This window comes from Streptococcus sp. 9903, assembly GCF_013276625.1.
Lineage (GTDB): Bacteria > Bacillota > Bacilli > Lactobacillales > Streptococcaceae > Streptococcus.
This window is the reverse complement of record NZ_VMLI01000014.1, coordinates 141,481-163,084: the sequence shown is the minus strand read 5'-3', so window position 1 is coordinate 163,084 and position 21,604 is coordinate 141,481. Positions and strand designations below refer to the sequence as shown.

The 21,604-nt window shown below is 40.8% G+C and carries 17 protein-coding genes and 2 pseudogenes; 4 read left to right on the top strand and 15 right to left on the bottom strand.

Annotation, left to right across the window (positions count from 1 at the left end):
• Nucleotides 1-8 precede the first annotated feature (8 nt).
• Nucleotides 9-77: pseudogene (locus tag HT696_RS06835) on the top strand (DNA-binding transcriptional regulator); the annotation flags it as partial.
• Here the strand turns inward: HT696_RS06835 and HT696_RS06830 are convergent.
• The 5 genes and pseudogenes from HT696_RS06830 to HT696_RS06810 form a co-directional block, all read right to left on the bottom strand.
• Nucleotides 74-226, bottom strand: a pseudogene (locus HT696_RS06830) (NUDIX hydrolase); the annotation flags it as partial. The pseudogenes HT696_RS06835 and HT696_RS06830 sit on opposite strands and share 4 nt — an antisense overlap.
• Before the next feature lie 123 nt (nt 227-349).
• Nucleotides 350-1,117, bottom strand: a complete 768-nt coding sequence (locus HT696_RS06825) for a class I SAM-dependent methyltransferase (RefSeq protein ID WP_173283277.1) — start codon at nt 1,115-1,117, stop codon at nt 350-352.
• A gap of 206 nt (nt 1,118-1,323) precedes the next feature.
• Complete coding sequence (locus HT696_RS06820) at nt 1,324-1,791, bottom strand: 8-oxo-dGTP diphosphatase (RefSeq protein WP_173283275.1); 468 nt, start codon at nt 1,789-1,791, stop codon at nt 1,324-1,326.
• 22 nt (nt 1,792-1,813) lie between these two features.
• Nucleotides 1,814-3,802, bottom strand: a complete 1,989-nt coding sequence (uvrB, locus tag HT696_RS06815) for an excinuclease ABC subunit UvrB (protein ID WP_173283468.1) — start codon at nt 3,800-3,802, stop codon at nt 1,814-1,816.
• Between the two features lie 76 nt (nt 3,803-3,878).
• Nucleotides 3,879-4,832, bottom strand: coding sequence for a CPBP family intramembrane glutamic endopeptidase (locus HT696_RS06810; RefSeq protein ID WP_173283283.1), 954 nt, complete (start codon nt 4,830-4,832; stop codon nt 3,879-3,881).
• Between the two features lie 172 nt (nt 4,833-5,004).
• Here HT696_RS06810 and HT696_RS06805 point away from each other — a divergent pair, with 172 nt between their 5' ends.
• From HT696_RS06805 to zwf, 3 genes are all read left to right on the top strand, one after another.
• A complete protein-coding gene (locus tag HT696_RS06805) occupies nt 5,005-7,170 on the top strand; it encodes an ABC transporter substrate-binding protein/permease (RefSeq protein WP_173283272.1) in 2,166 nt (721 codons plus the stop codon).
• Complete coding sequence (locus tag HT696_RS06800; RefSeq protein ID WP_050315938.1) at nt 7,170-7,910, top strand: amino acid ABC transporter ATP-binding protein; 741 nt, start codon at nt 7,170-7,172, stop codon at nt 7,908-7,910. Before HT696_RS06805 ends, HT696_RS06800 begins: the two co-directional genes overlap by 1 nt.
• Before the next feature lie 150 nt (nt 7,911-8,060).
• On the top strand, nt 8,061-9,548 hold the full coding sequence (gene zwf / locus HT696_RS06795) for a glucose-6-phosphate dehydrogenase (protein ID WP_173225836.1): 1,488 nt from the start codon (nt 8,061-8,063) through the stop codon (nt 9,546-9,548).
• Between the two features lie 45 nt (nt 9,549-9,593).
• On the opposite strand, the gene ftsY is transcribed toward zwf, so the two are convergent.
• The 10 genes from ftsY to HT696_RS06745 form a co-directional block, all read right to left on the bottom strand.
• Complete coding sequence (ftsY, locus tag HT696_RS06790; protein ID WP_173283271.1) at nt 9,594-10,856, bottom strand: signal recognition particle-docking protein FtsY; 1,263 nt, start codon at nt 10,854-10,856, stop codon at nt 9,594-9,596.
• Nucleotides 10,857-10,859: 3 nt separating this feature from the next.
• The gene (locus HT696_RS06785; RefSeq protein WP_173283269.1) at nt 10,860-11,678 is read right to left on the bottom strand and encodes a Cof-type HAD-IIB family hydrolase; all 819 of its coding nucleotides are present in this window, start codon (nt 11,676-11,678) and stop codon (nt 10,860-10,862) included.
• Nucleotides 11,678-12,472 carry an HAD family hydrolase gene (locus HT696_RS06780; RefSeq protein WP_173283467.1) on the bottom strand — a complete coding sequence of 265 codons (795 nt, stop codon included), beginning with the start codon at nt 12,470-12,472 and terminating at the stop codon, nt 11,678-11,680. Before HT696_RS06780 ends, HT696_RS06785 begins: the two co-directional genes overlap by 1 nt.
• On the bottom strand, nt 12,469-16,008 hold the full coding sequence (smc, locus tag HT696_RS06775) for a chromosome segregation protein SMC (protein WP_173283466.1): 3,540 nt from the start codon (nt 16,006-16,008) through the stop codon (nt 12,469-12,471). Before smc ends, HT696_RS06780 begins: the two co-directional genes overlap by 4 nt.
• Nucleotides 15,999-16,697, bottom strand: a complete 699-nt coding sequence (rnc, locus tag HT696_RS06770) for a ribonuclease III (protein ID WP_000661487.1) — start codon at nt 16,695-16,697, stop codon at nt 15,999-16,001. The genes smc and rnc overlap by 10 nt, the downstream gene beginning before the upstream one ends.
• A gap of 160 nt (nt 16,698-16,857) precedes the next feature.
• The gene (locus HT696_RS06765; protein ID WP_173283465.1) at nt 16,858-17,736 is read right to left on the bottom strand and encodes a glycosyltransferase family 52; all 879 of its coding nucleotides are present in this window, start codon (nt 17,734-17,736) and stop codon (nt 16,858-16,860) included.
• A complete protein-coding gene (locus tag HT696_RS06760; RefSeq protein WP_173283464.1) occupies nt 17,733-18,437 on the bottom strand; it encodes an acylneuraminate cytidylyltransferase family protein in 705 nt (234 codons plus the stop codon). Before HT696_RS06760 ends, HT696_RS06765 begins: the two co-directional genes overlap by 4 nt.
• On the bottom strand, nt 18,421-19,776 hold the full coding sequence (locus HT696_RS06755; RefSeq protein ID WP_173283463.1) for a sodium:solute symporter: 1,356 nt from the start codon (nt 19,774-19,776) through the stop codon (nt 18,421-18,423). The genes HT696_RS06760 and HT696_RS06755 overlap by 17 nt, the downstream gene beginning before the upstream one ends.
• Nucleotide 19,777: 1 nt before the next feature.
• Nucleotides 19,778-21,109, bottom strand: coding sequence for a glycosyltransferase (locus tag HT696_RS06750; RefSeq protein WP_173283462.1), 1,332 nt, complete (start codon nt 21,107-21,109; stop codon nt 19,778-19,780).
• A 291-nt stretch (nt 21,110-21,400) separates the two neighbouring features.
• On the bottom strand, nt 21,401-21,604 hold a 204-nt coding region (locus HT696_RS06745), incomplete at its 5' end, for an LPXTG cell wall anchor domain-containing protein (RefSeq protein ID WP_173283461.1).

Sequence of the window (21,604 nt, the reverse complement as noted above, 5' to 3'; positions counted from 1 at the left end):
TTACACAAGAAACACAACAAGACCTCCACTATATCGAGGAGGCCTTGGATCAGCTTGGTTATTTAGTAAAAGACTAGAAAATTTTCTTTTCCCATCCATTTTCTGTACGGCGAGGGTAGAAAAACTCTGACTTGTCAGGAGCTTCCATCATTTCCATCAAGGGTAACATATCATAGGCCAGATCCAAGTTTGGAATCTGGTCTTTTTGCACCCAAGAAACTTCTCCAAATCCAAAAGATTGAGACTTTTATATAGAATCAGCTATAGCAGGTTCTAAAGACTATCCGCTTGATTTTATATTGAAAAGTTTCTCCTTAATTTAATTTTTCACAATTTCGTTCCCTTAATTTTACTTTCGAGCAATAAACATACCATATTCTTTAGGAATGATCAACATACCATTATTAAACTCACTTTCCAATCTTTTACGTATTATTTCCTCTTCTAGTGAACCTATTTCTGAAATTCCTTTAAAGGATTGGATGTATTTAACCAGGTCATCTATACTAGTTACCTGTAACTCATCATCATAGAGTAATGTATCGACAGAGTTAAAATACCTACTCAGATACCTTTTACCATTTTGTAAAGTAAAAGTTTTATTTTCCAAATCTTGATTAACCTCATCTTTAAATAAACTTGCCAAATAATTTACAACTCCATTTTCACCAAATGTAGCACAGTAAAAAATTCCTCCGGTTTTTAAGACCCTATTCACCTCAGAGAGAGCTTTAGGAATATCATTCACATGATGTAAAAGCATATTAGCAATAACAATATCAAACGTTTCATTCTCAAAAGAAATCTTTTGAATATCCATTATCTCATAGTTGACATTGTCTCTATTTCCAATCACTGACTTCGTTGATTTTACCATATCTTTAGAAAAATCTGTAACAATCAACTGCTTCATTTTATCTATAGAATCACTATTGCTTTTCCACAGTTCTCCTGTACCACATCCTAATTCTAGAACCTTTACTTCATCAGTGATTTGGTAGTTAGAAAATATCCAATTATTAAATCCCAATTTATTTTTTGAATACTTCTTATGCAATTCTACTCGAATATCAAGATTATCATGACTTTTATATTGTTCAATTACTTTATCATCCATTTTCTAGTCCTTCCTTTCATATTTTAAGATTATACCATAAAATAAAACAATCTCCGATTTCAAAATTGAAGGTGGAGATTGTTCAAAATATAGATCGAAAAGAATAATAAGAAATTTAGAGATATTCAGTTGACTTACACCACCATACTTAGCCTATATTTCAGTACCTTACTTTAAAAGATAACACCTATAGACTAATCATAGAACTAAAAAGTTTCTTTCTCCCAGCCATCTTCTGTACGATGACGGTAGAAAAACTCTGACTTGTTCGGAGCTTCCATCATTTCTATCAAAGGCAACATATCATAGGCCAGATCCAAGTTTGGAATCTGGTCTTTTTGTACCCAAGAAACTTCTCCCTCTTCTGAAGATTGAAGAGTTCCAGTAAACTCAGTCGCCTTATAACAAAAGACGATATAGCGCCCACCTGTATCTAGTGGCCAATTTTTAATACCGACAAGTTGAGGACTTTGGATAGTCAATCCTGTTTCTTCATAGATTTCACGGATGACAGACTCTGCGAAAGCCTCACCATTTTCTACATGACCACCCGGAAAGGCATAACCAGACCAGCGATTGGTTTCAGGGGCGCGATACTGCATAACCACGCGCTGTGTTTCGAGGTCTTCAATCAGACAAATATTTGTTAAAATCGTTAATTGGGAACGAGCCATATTTTCTCCTTTAGGTACTATTCTAATCCAACGCCCTAACTTCCAGCATCATATCTCGAATCTGAGCTGCTAGTTCAAAGTCAAGCACTTCAACGGCTTCTTGCATTTGTTTTTCAAGTTTCTTGACAAGCTCTTTGCGCTCTTGTTTGTTGAGGCTGTTGATGTCAACTTCCTTGTCTTCTTCCTTAGCAACTGCCTTGGTCACGGCAATCAGGTCTCGAATTTCTTTCTTGATGGTTTGTGGAACGATACCGTGTTCTTCATTATAGGCCATCTGGATTTTCCGACGGCGGGCAGTTTCATCAATAGCACGTTGCATAGACTGAGTAACGGTGTCCGCATACATAATCACATGGCCTTCGCTGTTACGGGCAGCACGTCCAATGGTCTGGATGAGGCCACGCTCATTTCGTAGGAAGCCTTCCTTGTCAGCATCGAGAATGGCAACCAAGCTAACCTCAGGAACGTCAATCCCTTCACGGAGCAGGTTGATTCCAACCAAGACGTCAAAGACACCCAATCGCAGGTCACGGATAATCTCCGTCCGTTCCAAGGTCTTAATATCCGAGTGCATGTACTTGACCTTGATGCCCATTTCCTTAAAGTAGTCGGTCAAGTCCTCTGCCATTTTCTTAGTCAAGGTTGTGATAAAAGTTCGTTCATTCTTTTCAACACGAGCATTGATTTCACCCAAAAGGTCATCAATCTGTCCCATAGTCGGACGGACTTCCACCTCAGGATCCAAGAGTCCTGTTGGACGAATGATTTGCTCAATCACTGTCTCGGTCTGTTCATTTTCATAGTCACCAGGTGTCGCTGAAACGTAGACAATCTGATGCACATGGCTTTCAAACTCCTCACGACGGAGAGGACGATTGTCCAAGGCTGACGGCAAACGGAAACCATAATTAACCAGCATTTCTTTACGCGAACGGTCTCCATTGTACATGCCCTTGATCTGCCCCATGGTCATGTGACTCTCGTCAATCATAATCAAGAAATCATCTGGGAAGAAGTCGAGAAGCGTATAAGGAGGCTCACCCTCACTCCGTCCATCCATGTGACGTGAATAGTTCTCAACCCCGTTGGTATAGCCCATCTCACGCAACATTTCGATATCATACTCTGTCCGCTGTTTCAAACGTTGAGCTTCTAGCAATTTGCCTTCCTTCTCAAAGACAGCTAGTTGCTCTTCTAATTCTGCTTGAATCTTTGCAATGGCAACTTCCATGTGGTCGTCATTGGTCACAAAGTGAGTGGCTGGGAAAATCGCCAGATGATCCACTTCTCCCAACACCTGACCTGTCAGAGCCTCAACTTCACGAATACGTTCAATCTCATCACCAAAGAACTCCACTCGAAAAGCGTGTTCATCACGGGAAGCAGGGAAAATCTCCACCACATCCCCACGAACGCGAAATCTTCCCCGTTGGAAATCAATATCATTTCGCTCAAATTGGATATCCACCAAGTCATTCAAGAGTTTATCACGGGAAATTTCAAGACCTGGACGGAGACTAACGACACTATCAGCGTATTCCTTGGGCGAACCCAGACCATAGATACAAGAGACCGAGGCCACTACAATAACATCATTTCGCTCCAATAGGGCTGAAGTCGCTGAGTGGCGGAGTTTGTCAATCTCGTCATTGACAGAGATATCCTTCTCAATATAGGTATCACTGGAAGGGACATAGGCCTCAGGTTGGTAATAATCATAGTAAGATACGAAGTACTCAACTGCATTTTCAGGGAAAAATTCCTTGAACTCTCCATAGAGCTGGCCTGCTAGAGTTTTATTGTGGGCAATGACCAGAGTGGGTTTATTGACTTTGGAAATGACCTGACTCATGGTATAGGTCTTCCCTGTACCAGTCGCCCCCATCAGAATCTGAGCTTTTTCTCCCCCCTCGATATTATCAACCAACTGCTCGATAGCTTGGGGTTGATCTCCTGATGGTTGATATTTTGATACTAGTTTAAATTGATTATCTGTAATGCGGTTAATCATAAGAATCCTCTCTCCATGTGCTATTCCTATTTTAGCATACTTATAGCATTTTCACGAAGAAAAGGACGGACCCAAGTCACATCCTTTCATTTTCTTTCTTTAATTGATAAGCGAGATAAAGAATCAGCAGAAACAAAATAATACTGGACACGATGGAACCCTCAATACCAAAAGACCCACCAGATAGCCAGTCTTGATTGCCTTGTGGAGTAAATTTCATGATTGATGTTCCTGAAGACTGACCACTAACTAATACTCCAAAGAGGTTTCCCTGTGCGAAATTCCAAGCTCCATGAATACCACCTATACCCCATATAGTATCTGTTTTAAGAAGATATAGGGACATGGCAACTCCGAATAAAAAGAGATCAATTGCAGATAAGAAAGTTATGCCTGGATTTCCTAAATGAAGTAAGGTAAAGAGACTACTAGATATGATAATAGCGACTTTAAGATTGGTTCTCTTAGACAATTGTGGAATCAGCCAAGCACGAGTAACCAATTCTTCTGCCGTTCCTTGTAAAATCCAAAAAGGGATTGTAAATAAAGTAAAAGCTAGCGAATAAGTATCCAAGTGAATGGAGTCAAATTGATACTGCCCCAACACTACTAGTCCAGCCAAAGCAAGTATAAAGAGGGATAGACCAAGACCGTATCCTTTAAATAAGGAACTTAAAAAATTTTCTTTATAGAATCCCAAGGTTCGAATCGGTCTTTTCTCTACTTTTCTAGTCCATCTAAACACAGTTAAGATGATAAAACCAAAGGACAATAATTCAAATATTAAATGGATGTCACTTGTTTTATCAGATAAATTCTGAAATAACATTTGAAGGAAATCTGCAATTCTTTGACCACCCATACCAAGATTGCTAAATAGCCCGATCAATGCTAAAAAACTAAGGCCAAAAAATAGAGAAGATATGAACTCAGATATATAGACGAAAAATAGAGCTAACAAGGGGCTTGTGTAAATGTTTAAACTCATTTTAGAAGTTTCAAAGTCTTTTAAGATTCTTTTGTCTTTCATAACTTTATCCTCTTTTACTATATGATATACCTTTATTATAGCACTTCTGTTGTGTGATTCAAGACAAAACAAGAATTATGGATGTTATATTTTCTAACACAGAACTATAAAAATTTGCCTTTTTTTACTTTTTCTGATATAATGGGAAAATATTCGGAAAAGGAGACTAAAAATGAAGAAAAAATTTCTAGCATTTTTGCTAATTTTATTCCCAATTTTCTCATTAGGTATTGTCAAAGCTGAAACGATTAAGATTGTGTCTGATACCGCCTATGCACCTTTTGAGTTTAAAGATTCAGATCAAACTTATAAAGGAATTGATGTTGACATTATTAATAAAGTCGCTGAGATTAAAGGATGGAACATTCAGATGTCTTATCCTGGATTTGATGCAGCGGTCAATGCGGTTCAAGCTGGTCAAGCTGACGCTATCATGGCAGGGATGACAAAGACGAAAGAACGTGAAAAAGTTTTCACCATGTCTGATACTTACTATGACACAAAAGTTGTCATTGCAACTACAAAGGCACACAAGATTAGCAAGTACGACCAATTGTCTGGTAAAACTGTTGGTGTTAAAAACGGAACAGCCGCTCAACGTTTCCTAGAAACGATTAAAGATAAATACGGCTTTACTATTAAAACATTTGACACTAGTGATTTGATGAACAACAGCTTAAGTGCTGGTGCCATTGATGCTATGATGGATGACAAACCTGTTATCGAGTATGCCATTAACCAAGGTCAAGACCTTCATATTGAAATGGATGGTGAAGCTGTAGGTAGCTTTGCTTTCGGTGTAAAAAAAGGAAGCAAATACGAGCACCTAGTCACTGAATTTAACCAAGCCTTGGCTGAAATGAAAAAAGATGGTAGCCTTGATAAAATCATCAAAAAATGGACTGCTTCATCGTCTTCAGCAGTGCCAACTACAACTACTCTTGCAGGCTTAAAAGCTATTCCCGTTAAGGCTAAATATATCATTGCCAGCGATTCTTCTTTTGCACCTTTTGTTTTCCAAAATTCAAGCAACCAATACACTGGTATTGATATGGAATTGATTAAGGCAATCGCTAAAGACCAAGGTTTTGAAATTGAAATCACCAACCCTGGTTTCGATGCTGCTATCAGTGCTGTTCAAGCTGGACAAGCTGACGGTATCATTGCTGGTATGTCTGTCACAGATGCTCGTAAGGCAACTTTTGACTTCTCAGAATCATACTACACTGCTAATACAATCCTTGGTGTCAAAGAATCAAGTACCATTGCTTCTTATGAAGATTTGAAAGGGAAGACAGTTGGTGTTAAAAACGGAACTGCTTCTCAAACCTTCCTAACAGAAAATCAAAGCAAATACGGCTACAAAATCAAAACCTTCGCTGATGGTTCATCAATGTATGACAGTTTAAACACTGGTGCCATTGATGCCGTTATGGATGATGAGCCTGTCCTCAAATATTCTATCAGCCAAGGACAAAAATTGAAAACACCAATCGCTGGAACTCCAATCGGTGAAACAGCCTTTGCCGTTAAAAAAGGCACAAATCCTGAATTGATTGAAATGTTCAACAACGGACTTGCAAACCTTAAAGCAAACGGTGAATTCCAAAAGATTCTTGACAAATACCTAGCTAGCGAATCTTCAACTGCTTCAACAAGCACTGTTGACGAAACTACAATCTGGGGCTTGCTCCAAAACAACTACAAACAACTCCTTAGCGGTCTTGGCATCACTCTTGCTCTAGCTCTTATCTCGTTTGCTATTGCCATTGTCATCGGGATTATCTTCGGTATGTTTAGCGTTAGCCCATACAAATCTCTTCGTGTGATCTCTGAGATTTTCGTTGACGTTATCCGTGGTATTCCATTGATGATTCTTGCAGCCTTCATCTTCTGGGGAATTCCAAACTTCATTGAGTCTATTACAGGACAACAAAGTCCAATTAACGACTTTGTAGCTGGTACCATTGCCCTATCGCTCAATGCAGCTGCTTATATCGCTGAAATCGTTCGTGGTGGTATTCAGGCCGTTCCAGTTGGACAAATGGAAGCTAGCCGAAGCTTGGGTATCTCTTATCGAAAAACCATGCGTAAGATTATCTTGCCACAAGCAACTAAATTGATGTTGCCAAACTTTGTTAACCAATTCGTTATCGCTCTTAAAGATACAACTATCGTATCTGCTATCGGTTTGGTTGAACTCTTCCAAACTGGTAAGATTATCATTGCCCGTAACTACCAAAGTTTCAAGATGTATGCAATCCTTGCTATCTTCTATCTTGTAATTATCACACTTTTGACTAAACTAGCGAAACGCTTAGAAAAGAGGATTCGTTAATGGCAAAATTAAAAATTGATGTAAATGATTTACACAAGAGCTACGGAAAAAATGAAGTTTTAAAAGGAATTACAACTAAGTTCTATGAAGGAGACGTTGTTTGTATCATCGGCCCTTCAGGTTCTGGTAAATCAACCTTCCTTCGTAGCCTTAATCTGCTTGAAGAAGTTACGAGTGGTCACATCACTGTGAACGGCTATGACTTAACTGAAAAAACAACCAACGTTGACCATGTCCGTGAAAATATCGGAATGGTGTTCCAACACTTCAACCTCTTCCCACATATGTCTGTTTTGGACAACATCACCTTTGCTCCTATTGAGCATAAGTTGATGACTAAGGAAGAAGCTGAGAAATTGGGAATGGAGTTGCTTGAAAAGGTTGGACTAGCAGATAAAGCTAATGCCAACCCAGATAGCCTATCAGGTGGTCAAAAACAACGTGTTGCCATCGCTCGTGGACTAGCAATGAACCCAGACATCATGCTCTTTGATGAACCAACTTCTGCCCTTGACCCTGAGATGGTTGGAGACGTACTAAACGTTATGAAGGAATTGGCTGAGCAAGGTATGACCATGATTATCGTAACCCATGAGATGGGATTTGCTCGTCAGGTTGCCAACCGCGTTATCTTTACTGCAGATGGCGAGTTCCTAGAAGACGGAACACCTGACCAAATCTTTGATAACCCACAGCACCCTCGTCTGAAAGAGTTCTTGGACAAGGTCTTAAACGTCTAAGCTCAAACTGTAAGGATTTCCTTGCAGTTTTTTTCTATCTCGTATTGGATTTTTTGATTTTTCGGAAAATTATGTTAGAATTAAGTTTATGAAATGAGATTTCCTCATACCTAGCAAGACTAGGAATAAAAATAGAAATTAGGTAGCTAGATGTCATCTAAGGTTATTGTTACAATTTTTGGTGCGAGTGGAGACCTGGCTAAACGCAAGCTCTACCCTTCCCTATTTAGACTATATAAATCCGGCAATCTTTCCGAGCACTTTGCCGTTATTGGAACTGCCCGTCGTCCTTGGAGCAAGGAATATTTTGAATCTGTTGTAGTCGAATCTATCCTTGATTTGGCAGATAGTACCGAACAGGCTCAGGAGTTCGCTAGCCACTTCTACTATCAAAGCCATGATGTCAATGATACAGAACACTACATTGCTTTGCGTCAATTGCAGGCTGAACTAAATGACAAGTACCAAGCTGAACACAACAAGCTTTTCTTCTTATCTATGGCACCTCAGTTCTTTGGAACCATTGCCAAACACCTCAAATCGGAAAACATTGTAGATGGTAAAGGTTTTGAGCGTTTAATCGTTGAGAAGCCATTTGGTACAGATTACGCAACTGCAAGCAAGTTGAATGACGAACTCCTAGCGACATTTAACGAAGAACAAATTTTCCGTATTGACCATTATCTTGGTAAGGAAATGATTCAAAGCATCTTTGCAGTTCGCTTTGCAAACTTGATTTTTGAAAACGTTTGGAACAAGGACTTTATCGACAATGTTCAAATTACCTTTGCGGAGCGCTTGGGTGTAGAAGAACGTGGTGGCTACTATGACCAATCTGGTGCCCTCCGCGACATGGTACAAAACCATACTTTGCAACTTCTTTCCCTCCTTGCTATGGATAAGCCAGCCAGCTTCACAAAGGACGAGATTCGTGCTGAAAAGATTAAGGTCTTTAAAAACCTCTATCATCCAACTGATGAAGAACTTAAAGAACACTTTATCCGTGGTCAATACCGTTCAGGTAAGATTGATGGCATGAAATACATCTCTTATCGTAGCGAGCCAAATGTAAATCCAGAATCAACAACTGAAACCTTTGCATCTGGTGCCTTCTTTGTAGACAGCGATCGCTTCCGTGGTGTTCCTTTCTTCTTCCGTACTGGTAAACGTCTGACTGAAAAAGGAACTCATGTCAACATTGTCTTTAAACAAATGGACTCTATCTTTGGAGAACCACTTGCTCCAAACATTTTGACCATCTATATCCAACCAACAGAAGGCTTCTCTCTCAGCCTAAATGGGAAACAAGTAGGAGAAGAATTCAACTTGGCTCCTAACTCACTTGATTACCGTACAGATGCGACCGCAACTGGTGCTTCTCCAGAACCATACGAGAAATTGATTTATGATGTCCTAAATAACAACTCAACTAACTTTAGCCACTGGGATGAGGTTGGTGCGTCATGGAAATTGATTGACCGTATCGAAGAGCTCTGGGCTGAAAATGGTGCCCCACTTCATGACTATAAAGCTGGAAGCATGGGACCTCAAGCAAGCTTTGACTTACTTGAAAAATTCGGTGCCAAATGGACTTGGCAACCAGATATCGCCTATCGTCAAGATGGTCGTTTAGAATAAAAAAATTTCCTGCAAGTTTATGCCTTGCAGGATTTTTGCTTCTGATTAGATTAAGCCTTCCAAGAGACCTTTCATAAAGTTTTCTGAGTTAAATTCTCCAATATCATCGATTTTTTCACCAAAACCAATCAATTTTACAGGAATATTGAGTTCTTCACGGATGGCTAGAACAACACCACCTCGAGCAGTTCCATCAATCTTAGTCAAAACAATTCCCGTTAAAGGTGTGATTTTCGAAAATTCTTTAGCCTGCACCAGGGCATTTTGACCAGTTGATGCATCAAGTGCCAAGAAGGTTTCATGCGGAGCTTCTGGCACAACACGTTTGATGATACGACCAATTTTTTCCAACTCAGCCATGAGGTTGTCCTTGTTTTGCAGACGACCTGCGGTGTCAATCATGAGAATATCGATACCTTCAGCCACGGCACGTTCCATTCCATCAAAGACTACACTAGCTGGGTCAGCTTTTTCAGGTCCAGTCACTACTGGAGCATCTACACGTCGACCCCATTCAGCAAGCTGGGCTACTGCCCCTGCACGGAAGGTATCTGCTGCAACCAGCATGACCTTCTTACCAGCTTGTTTATAGCGGTGGGCGAGTTTTCCGATAGAAGTTGTTTTCCCGACACCATTGACCCCGACAAAGAGCATGACTGTCAAGCCCTCTTGGAAATGGATACTTTCATCGTAGTTTCCATCCTTTTCATACAGCTCAACCAATTTCTCAATGATGACGCGACGAAGTACGTCAGGTTTCTTGGCGTTTTCAAGCTTGGCTTCGTAGCGTAGCTCCTCAGTTAAGTTAGAAGCGACTTGGACACCAACGTCACTCATGATCAGCAGTTCTTCCAATTCCTCGAAGAATTCTTCATCAACAGAACGGAAGTTGGCAAAGAAGGCGTTCAAGCGAGCACCGAATCCTGTACGAGTTTTCTTAAGACTGCGGTCATATTTTTCCTGAACAGTTTCTTCTACTTGAATGGTTTCTGGTTCAAGCACTTCGGAACTATTTTCTTCTACAGATTCTTCAAGCTCAGGATTCTCTTCCTTTGCGACTTCTTCTTGTTGAACTTCTACAACTGGCTCTGAGTCCTGACTTTCTTCAACCGTGTCTTGGATTTCCTCTTCTTCAAACACAGCTTCTTCAGAACTTTCAACCTCTGCTTCTTCATGAGGAAGTTCCTCAGCTTCTGTAAGGGCAGGTTCAGTATCTTCAGACAAATCAAGATTTTCCAGAGCTTCTTTTACAACTTCTTCGATTTTAGGTTCTTCTTTTTTTCCGAATAGGCGGTCAAATAATCCCATATCTTAGTTCTCCTTTAGCACATATTCTTCGATAGCCCAGGCGACAGCCTCTTCATCATTGGTCATTGGAGTTACCACATTTGCGACTGCCTTGACTTCAGGAACAGCATTTTGCATGGCAACACCAAGCCCTGCCCATTCAATCATAGAAAGGTCATTAGCCTCATCACCACAGGCCATGACTTGGCTTTGGTCGATTCCAAGATGGCTGATTAGTTTTGCCAAACCTGTTGCTTTATGAACATTTTTAGGAGACCACTCTAATAACATCTCACGTGATTTGAAGATTTCATATTGGTCAAACAATTCTGGAGAAATCTTCTGAATAGCTGCATCTAAGGGTTCATGAGCAAAGGCAGTCACGCATTTATTGTAGGTCATTTGACTAGACAAATCTTCAAAGTCCACTAGAACAAAGGTCAAAGCTGGATTGAATTTGGCATAAAGACTTTCTTGGTCCGATTGGATTTGATAAACTGTTCCTTCTGAGATGGCATCAAGAGGCAGTGATAATTTCTCTGTTTCCTCATACAAGCGTGCCACATCATCATATGAAAAGACTGTCTTATCAAGGATCTCACCTGTATTTTTCTGAACTAATCCACCATTAAAAGTAATGGTATACTCATCTTCTTGGCCGTCAGTCCCTAGCTCATGGAGAAAGAAATCCATAGCTTTTAAAGGGCGACCTGTTGTCAATACTACCTTAATACCACGATCACGCGCAGCTTTCAAAGTTGCCTTGGTACGATCCGTCAGCCTTTTATCAGTAGTCAGCAAGGTCCCGTCTAAGTCCAATGCAATCAATTTTATATCTGCCATTATAATCCCTCCATATAAGCTATAACCGACTGGTCCTTATGGTGACCAATCACAGTCTCTGCTAATTCTAAAATCTCTGGTCGTGCATTTTCAGGAGCCACAGGATGTCCCACAACCTGCATCATATGCAAGTCATTTAGATTGTCTCCAAAAGCCATAACCTGATCCATTGTGATACCAAGTTTTTTAGCTAATTCAACAATGGCCACTCCCTTATCGACATAGTCCAGAACAATATCAATGGATTCAAAGCCAGTTGTCATAGCCTTAACACCAGCCACGTTTTCGTTTACCCAAGCCTCACCAGCTTCTAGCGTTTCTTCTGTGAAGTTGGTTGTAAATTTGAAAATGTCATCTGTGATATCTTCTAAACTCGCTACTTTTTGGATATTTTCATTATAGTGTTGGCTCTCTTTCAAATAGGTCTCATCAACCGTATCTAGCACATAAGAGCCCTTCTTACCAGTCAAGAGCAATTTATTGATGTCTACATAAGGTGACGTTTTCAGCTTTTCAAAAGTCGTCAAATAAAACTCACGAGACATGGTCGCTTCATACAAGTCCTGACCTTGATATTCGACCAAACTGCCATTTTCCGCGATGAAAATAATATCATCACGTACATCAGCAAATAATTTTTCTAGAGATAGAAATCCCCGACCTGAAGCCACCGCAAAGTAAATCCCTTTTTCCTTATAGGAAACCAAGAGTGACTTGAGGCGGTCCATATCAAAGCGTCCATTCCCATCTAGGAAGGTTCCGTCCATATCCGTTGCTACTAGTTTAATTGTCATCCTTCAATACTTTCTAAATCTTTTAACTTAACCGAAACAATTTTTGAGACACCTGACTCTTGCATGGTCACTCCATAGATAGAATCAGCCGCTGCCATGGTTCCCTTACGGTGGGTTACGACGATGAACTGGCTGTCCTTGTCAAAGCGGTTGAGGTAATCCCCAAAACGCTTAACATTAGCTTCGTCCAGCGCAGCTTCTACCTCATCCAAGATGACAAAAGGAATGGTCTTGACACGAATAATGGAGAAAAGCAAAGCAAGAGCTGATAAGGCTTTTTCACCACCACTCATGAGGTTAAGAGACTGGATTTTCTTACCTGGAGGTTGGACAGAAATCTCAACCCCAGCTGTCAACAAGTCCCCCTCAGTCAAGATTAAGTCTGCCTGCCCCCCACCAAACATCTGTTTGAAGGTCACTTTAAAGGACTCACGAATAGCTTCAAAGGTTGATTTAAAGCGTTCCTTGACCTCATCATTCATCTCTGTAATAGTCTCAAGGAGCAGGTTTTTCGCTGACAAAATGTCATCTCGCTGGCTATTGAGGAAATCCAAACGGTTGTGGACTTCTTCGTACTGGTCAATAGCTTCCAAATTGACAGGACCCAGTGAGCGTATAGCCTTCTCTAAATCCTTAACTTCTTGCTCTGCCAGATTGAGATTTTCCAATTCATGTGCCTTTTCTAGTGCTTCAGTATAGCTAATCTGGTACTGGTCTGTTAATTGGCTTTGTAAATGGCGTAATCGCTCGCTAACCTTTTCTTTCTTGGCTTCAGCACGTGTTTGCTTGCGAATCCACTCCTCATTCTGCTGGCGAGCCTGGTCCAAATGACTAGCAATATCATCCAGTTGACCTTCAATATCATCCAACTCAAACTGCTTACGAATTAAACCTTGTTGGAGGTTTGTTTTCTGAGTTTTGGCTTCTTCGGCCTGTTGACTGAGCAAATCCGTATCAACTTTCTCAAGATTGTCAACCTTTTCTTGAAGAAGGCGCTGGATTTCCTCTTGTTCGATATTCAGATTATCCAATTCCTTGCCTAAACGTTCAATATCCGCAACTTCATAACGTTTTTGTCCTTGCAGTTCTGTCTTAAGCAGGCGAGCTTGCGCTAGCTCTTCCTGTAAGTTTTGATAGCGTTCTTGGATGGCGTTTTTGTTAGACTTAATCTCTTCAATCTCAGCTTCCAGATTTTGCTTATCACTGGCAATTGTAGCAAGGCGCTCTTGGCATTTTTCCTTATCTGCTTGCCAATCTCCCTCAGTAAGACGATTTAATTCCTCTTCTTGGAGTTTCCAAAGAGTTTCTAGCTCTTCAACTTGCTGACTGGTCTGCTGATAAGCGAGGGACAAGCCTTGCTCCTGAATACGAGCCTGCTCTCCTTGAGATTTGATGGCTTCTAAACTTTCTGTCAATCTAGCCATCTGGTCTTGCAAGGTCTTCAAAGCCGCCTCTTCTGAACGCAAGCTTGCTTCTTCTTCAGCAATTTCTTTTTGTAATTGCTCCAGCTCTGGCTTGATAAAAATACTGTTATTCTGGCGATTGGCTCCACCTGCATAGGAACCACCTGTGCGCAACTCTGTGCCGTCCAAAGTCACCATACGAACCTGATAACGAACCTGGCGAGCTGCTGCACGCGCATGTTCTACAGTATCAAAAATAGCTGTTGTTGCTAGCAAGTTCTTGAAAATAGCTTCCAGTCTAGTATCAAAAGTAACCAGCTCATCTGCCATCCCAAGGAAACCTGGGCTTGCAGCAATAGCATCTTGGTTCTGACTAGAAATCGTACGCGCCTTGATCGTAGTCAAAGGAAGGAAGGTTGCACGACCAGCTCTGTTTCGTTTGAGGAAATCAATCGCTTTGGTTGCCGCATTTTCATCTTCTACGATGATATGCTGACTGCTAGCTCCAAGCGCAATCTCCAAGGCAGTTTGATAATGGACATCAAAGATCAGGTGCTCACTGACTGCCCCAATAATCCCACCAAGGCGGTCTTTTTCTTGGAGAACACTCTTAACACCTGCATAAAAGTTACTATGATTTCTCAGGATATTTTCCAAACTTTGGGCTCTAGCCTGCTTGTTTTTGAGACTATCCAGACGGTCAAAGAGTTGACTTTGTTGAGCTTGATAGAAAGTTTTCTGCTCCTCTTGCTCCTTGGCACAGATTTGATAGTCGGTCAGTAATTTCTGAACCTGCTCCTTGGCAGTTTCAAGCTCTTCTTTTTGATGACTAGCCTTCTCTTTAGCTGTAGCTAACTGTTCTTTCAGCTTTTCTAATTGATCTGCTTGTTTTTGAGAAAGCTGACGACTATTTTCCAATTCATTCTCAATACGGGTCAGATGGTTTGAGACATCCGCTTCTTCTTGTAAAAGAGATACAAAGCGTTCACGTAAGAGCTCAATCATCTGATCTGGATCATCTGAAAAAGCCAGTAATTCAGCCTCTAATCGATTGAGTTTTTGATTATTTTGGACTAGATTTTCATCTAACTGTGCCAAATTCGCTTCTTTTTCAGCTTTTTCCTTACTTAGAGAATTTCTCTTATCCTCTAAAGCAGCCAAACGGGCTTGTGCTTCCTGTTGATTGATGGCTACTTGCTCAGATTCTAATTTCGATAGGGCTAATTTTCTCTCTAAATCACTAATCAGACTGGTCAAATCCATCAAACTGCCCTGATCTTTGGCCATTTCAGCCTGTAAATCTTGGCGTTGCTTTTTAAGAGTTTGATTTTCTTCTTCTAATTTTTCACGCTTTTGGTAGTAGCTCGTCAAGAGTTCCTGAACCTGAGCCAACTCTTCTTCTGTCGACTCTAGTTCAGCCTTATTATCCTTGATTTGAGCAACCAGCACGTCTAAATAAATAGCCTTGCGTTGACCTTCCAAATCTAAAAACTTTCGGGCATTCTCAGCTTGCTTCTCAAGAGGCTTTATTTGATTATCCAACTCGTAGATAATGTCCTCTAAACGATCTAGATTGTCCTGAGTTTGCTGCAGTTTGCTTTCTGTTTCTTTTCTGCGAGTCTTGTATTTCAAAACTCCAGCAGCCTCTTCAAAAATAGCTCTGCGTTCCTCAGGCTTGGAGTTGAAAATCTCCTCAACCTTCCCTTGGGAAATAATGGAGAAGGAATCTCGTCCCAAACCTGTATCCAAGAAAAGGTCATGAATATCACGCAGACGGACTTTCTTACCGTCAATCTTGTATTCGCTATCTCCGCTACGATAGATATGACGTTCGACCCTGATTTCTTGACCAGCATCCTTGATAAATCCGTCATGATTATCCAGAGTCACAACTACAGAAGCATAATTGAGCGGTTTGCGACTTTCTGTTCCAGCAAAGATGACATCCGGCATCTTGCCCCCACGGAGACTCTTGACACTGGACTCCCCCAAGGCCCAACGCAGACTTTCTGTAATATTCGACTTTCCAGATCCATTGGGTCCAACAACTGCCGTCACACCTTGGTCAAAGACGACCTTAGTCTTGTCAGCAAAAGACTTGAATCCCTGAATTTCGATTTCCTTTAAATACATGAATCCAGCCCTTTCTCAACGGCATTTTTGGCAGCTTCCTGCTCTGCTAATTTCTTAGAACGACCTTGACCTTGACCAATGCTCTTGCCTTCGACAAGAACTTCCACATCAAAGACCTTATCATGGGCAGGACCCGTTTCAGAAATAACCTGATAACGGATAGCCACATCGCCATTGACCTGAAGTAACTCTTGAAGATGAGTTTTGTAGTCTGTAATCATCTCAAACTCACCTGCTTCAACCTTAGGAATCATGACTTGATAGATAAATTCCTTGACCTTGGCCACATCCTTGTCCAAAAGGAGAGCACCAAGAAAGGCTTCGAAGGCATCACCAAGAATGGTGTCACGATTGCGACCACCAGATTTTTCTTCTCCTTTACCAAGTTTTATAAATTGGTCAAACTGGCAATCACGCGCAAAACCAGCCAAACTCTCCTCTCGGACAATCATGGCACGGAGTTTAGACAAGTCACCCTCAGGCTTTTTAGGATATTTTTTATACAGATATTCTGAAATCAATAACTGTAGAACAGCGTCTCCTAAAAATTCCAAGCGTTCATTGTGTGAAATTTTTAAGAGGCGGTGCTCATTGGCATAACTTGTATGAGTAAAGGCAGTTTCCAATAAGTTTTTGTCTGCAAATTCGATTGCAAAATGATTCTTTAGTACAGTTTGTAATTCTTTCATACCAACCTCTTTCTAACTGATAACAGTCCTTTTTATTATATCAAAAAAAGCCCCCTGAGTCACTTTAAAACGGGAGAAAACAAGAGACTAAAGGGAACTTATCGACTACTATTAAAATGGAAAAATATTAGAATAACGGGTAAAAGTTATTTACTTTAAGCTACCAGCCAAGGGAAATCGTTTCAAACTGACAACCTAAGCGTCGCAATTCTTTTTGACGATCCTCATAGTAGGGGAGGGAAATGCCTGTGATGGTCACATGGGGCAGGTCTTTCAAATGGAGGCTGACAGACGAGGTGAAGTGATAGACCTGAACGAACTCGTATTCTTGAAAGAGTTGGGCTAGGACATCTTCAAAGATCAGCTCCGTCTCCAAGTAAGTCACGTTTGGAATAGTGAAGGTTTCCTTTGGATGAGGCAGATAGAGATCAATTGCCAAAGCCTTGGCATAGGTACTGATAAAACGGATGGAGATCTGATCGTCCTCTTCAGAGAACTTTTGCCCCAACAGGACCTTGACCGTCTTACCATTTGAGACGGGTGCTTGTGGCAGGTCAAAAAAATGCTCCAGATAAACAAGCTTTTCTCTAGCTACGACATGGTAGTCACTGCGATAGAGGGTATAGTGCTTTTCCGTCCGCTCAATCAAGTCATCTCTGGTCAAACCCAAAGAGCCCACTTGACTGGGTTGAAGAGGGAGGGCATACATTCCCAAAGGGTAAATATCTGCATAGCCATCATCGAAACTCATGAGGTGCTGGTAATTTGAACTAGCAACCAAGTCCAGAATCAAGCTATTGTCAAAGCTAGCATAAAAGATGGTGTCATAGTCTCCGGCAAGCTCCTGACAAATCTGAGCCAAGTCCTCTGTCGTCTGAGGATAATGAACATGGTCAAAATCCTTTGCATAATGCTCCTGACGGGCATTTTTGACAGGACTGACATAAAGGCTGACAAAGTCCTGATTAGGATAGAGCCCCTTGATATGCTGGGCAATCTTGGCCTGCAAGGGCGTTGTGGCAATGATGAGGTGTTTCATCTCTTTGATTCTCCTAGGTGGTGATGGTGCAGCAAGGTCTCAACGACTTCAAAGTCCAAGGCATCGTCGATATCATAAGAATAGAGTTTGGGCATTTCATAGGCTACTGTCTTATCTGTGTAAAAGGTCTCATCTCGTAGGTAAAGGTCCTTGCGAGAAATCCAGATACTACCATTGGGATAGTAATAGACAGGCTCTTTCTGCCGAGCATAGTGCTTGGAAACCTGAGGCGGACGGATAAATGACGACTCCACTAACTGCAAGTAAAGACTACGACTCTTGTCTGCCTTAACACAGGAAATCAGATGGTCGGCCCCAGACTGACAGTAGAGTTGATAGGACTCGACGAGGTGCTCCACCTCTCTCAAGGGTGAGGTCACCTGTAGATTCACAAAGACCTGCTCTTCCTCAAAGGGCTGTAAAAAGTCTCGTAAGGTTTCTAAACTAGAGGTTGTGGATAGGGCCAATTCTTTCGGTCTATGGACACAACAAATCTCTGGATAAGCTTGACGACAGAGTTCTAGATAGGCGAGTGAGTCTGAGGAGACCCAGATGTCACTAAATAACTTGGAGGCTAGAGCGACTTCAATGGTATAGAAAACCAAGGGTTTGCCTGCAAGCGGTTTGATATTTTTATCCACTAAGCCGCGTGAACCCGAACGGATCAAAATGACAGCTATGGGTTTAGATGTTGCTTTCATATAGTCTTCCTAGAATTGAGATAAAAAGGGCAGATAGGGTAGTGATGATGCTATTTAACCAGGGATTGGGGTTGGCAAAAAGGCCACTGTAATGATAGAGAACCAAGGCTCCTAGACTAAAGACCAGATAGATTTTGGCTAACTGTAAACTCGGTCTTTTGAGGAGTAAGACCAAGAAGTACAAACCACCAATCACACCCAGTGTCAAGCCCATAAAGCCGTTAATCCATTCGTAGATGGAGTAGATTTCTGCATTCATGAGCAAGAGGCAGAGGAGCCAGGACAGACCTGCTAAGACAAAGGATAAGAGACTTGGCGACCAGCGAATCTTTGACCAAGCAAAATCCAACTTCAAGCAGGTCACGATTGCATTCATACTGGATGAAACTGTGGATTGGCCTGCTGCCAAGAGAGCCAGCATGATAAAACTGCCAAACCAAGGCGCCAGACCTTCCCGAGCGTAAGCAATGAGAACAGGATTGGTCGATGTGGTAGCAAAATTTTCCTGACGAATCAAGCAGCCAATCAGATACAGTAAACTAGCAATCCCAAAGGACAAAAGTCCCTGTATCCATAAGATTTTTCCAATCTTCTGACGCCCCATTTTGCTATTAAAACGTTGGACGATATCCTGCGAAGAAACGTAGGAAAACAAGCTACTAAAACCTGCTCCTGCAACTAAGATAAAGACCGTCTTCCCATCCAGCGTCTCTGCAAAGTGAGATAGCTGTTGACTGCTATTCACGACTAAACCAGATTGGGCAATTCTTGGTAGAAAGAGGGCCAATATAGCCAGTAGGACCAAGCCTTGAAAGAAGTCCGTCCACAGCACAACCAAGAGACCACCCCTTGCCAGATAATAGACCGTCAAGAGAAGGAGTAAACCTGACAAGATCAGCTGATTGATGGGGATAAAAGGCTCTAAGGCCTGAGACAACAAGTAGGTCACCACTGCTATTCGCCCCAACTGGTAGAGGATAAAAAGACCCGAGGCCAGTGAACGAATGCCAGTCGATTGAAACTTGTCCTCTAAAAGATGATAGGCTGTCTCATAGTTTCCCTTTTGATAGAGGGGCAGAAAGTAGCGATGAGCTAGTGGAATGGCTAGAAAAATCCCGCACTGGGCAAACCAGAGATAGGACCTACCTGTATAGGCATTCCCCACCAGAGTCAGAAAGGAAATAGGACTGAGTAAGGTCGCAAAGACTGAGAAGGCCAAAACTGTCACTGGAACAGCTTTCTTAACCTGATAATAGTCCTCTTCACTCCCTTTTTTCCGATAGGCTATCCAGGAAATCAAGCAGAAATAAAGCGATAGGGTGACTAGAATTCCCAACATCCTAGAATTTCCTATCTAGTAGTTCGCGGTAGCTTTGGGCCACTGTCCCTAGCGAATAGTGGGTCGCTAGGGCGATATTTTCTGCATTTGACTGGCGATAGCCCGTCTGCTCCATCTCTTCTATCTTTTGGATCAACTCTGATTTAGTTTTAAACAAGTTGATGGCATTGGACTGGCCAGCATAAAAACGATGAGCAATATCAACATCTGATAGCAAGGCTAGTAAACCATGGCTCAAAGCTTCTACACAGGCATTTGAAAATAACTCAGTATAACTAGCAGACAGATAGCATTGGTGCAGATGATAAGGCACTTCGTTAACGATACCTTTTAATTGAATTATTGGTGGAAGGTTATACTGATTCCGAAGTTGCTGTAATCTTTTTTCCGATCCACCATAAAAGGTAATATGAACATTTGAGCCGCGTTTATACAATTCCGTAAAAACTTCAATAACCAGATCAATATTCTTTATTTCCTCCATATGCCCTACTAAACAATAGTCTAAAATAGGACCAATATCTTTAACTTCCCCTTTCTTTTCTGTAAAAATGGGAGCTAAAAATCTCGCGTTATAATCTAGCTGACGCAATGATTCTGTTAGCGATTCACTTGCAACTAGATAGTTATTCTTTTTCCTTAAATTAGCATGTGACATATTCATTAAAACATTTGAATGAATCACTTCATAGTAATTCTTACCCGTGTTTTCCATATATCTCCATAGACTAGGCTTTGGTATACTTTGTTGATCGCGAATAATTAAGTCTGTATCCTGAGCTATATCAACCAAAAATTTGACAAGTAAATCTTCTTCAGAGTAAATAACTCCATCTTTTCGAAAAATATATTCAGGATAAAATAAAGAAACAGGAGAAGGTTCTATGAATGGGTCTATGAAACGTCCCTCGAGCGCTAAGTCTCCGTTTTTATGAAACCACTGTAACTCTTTTTTCTTAAAACTCTCAAACAGAAATGGACCACTTGTATAATAGTAACGACCTGAGCCATCTCCTAACGTAAGAGAAGAAACAAAACCATCTGCAGTGAGTTCAAGCGTATCACTATCTGATAAATTGAGAGTTTCAGGCTTAACCGATAAGGAATCATGCCCTATATCAGAAAAACTATGAGGAACACAGATTAATTCCTTTTCTAAAAATCCAAGTTTTTTTAAATCAGCTTTCCAGTCAGGTCTAACTTGAGGATTTGTCAGAAGATGGAGATAATCTATTCCTAGATATCTTGCTATACGTGCTCGATAAAACTGAGTAGTTTCAAAACCATATCTCTGTATTTCTGTAAAAGAATGAAGCGTAATAATTCTTGACATATTTCTCTCCCCTATTTTCATTTGACAAAAGTGAAAAATCTCCCCTCACAAAAGGGAGAAAAGATTTTTCATCTCTTAAAATTGAAGTTCTGATAGAGTTACTTTAAAATAATAATTTTCTATCAGTATCATCAAATCTCGATATAAAATAATTTCTTATAAAAATTCCAAATATAGTAGTATAGAATATTTTATTTAGAAGCTATTAAAAATCAAATCATGCTCAATAATCTATTTGAAAATAATTAAATAGATGCCCTGAATGATTACATAGATAACATAACATTGAGATTATTCTGATTCTTCTTTTTTCTTAAATAACCCTAATGCCAATCCTGTTACCATAGCTAGTAATCCCATAGTTGATACATTAGAATTTTTTTCTGTACCAGTATTTGGTAGTTTTTCTTCTGATGTCTTTGATTCTGGCTGGATACTACTTGAATTTTCTGGCTTAGGCTCTGGTTTAGGTTCTGGTTTAGGCTCTGGCTTAGG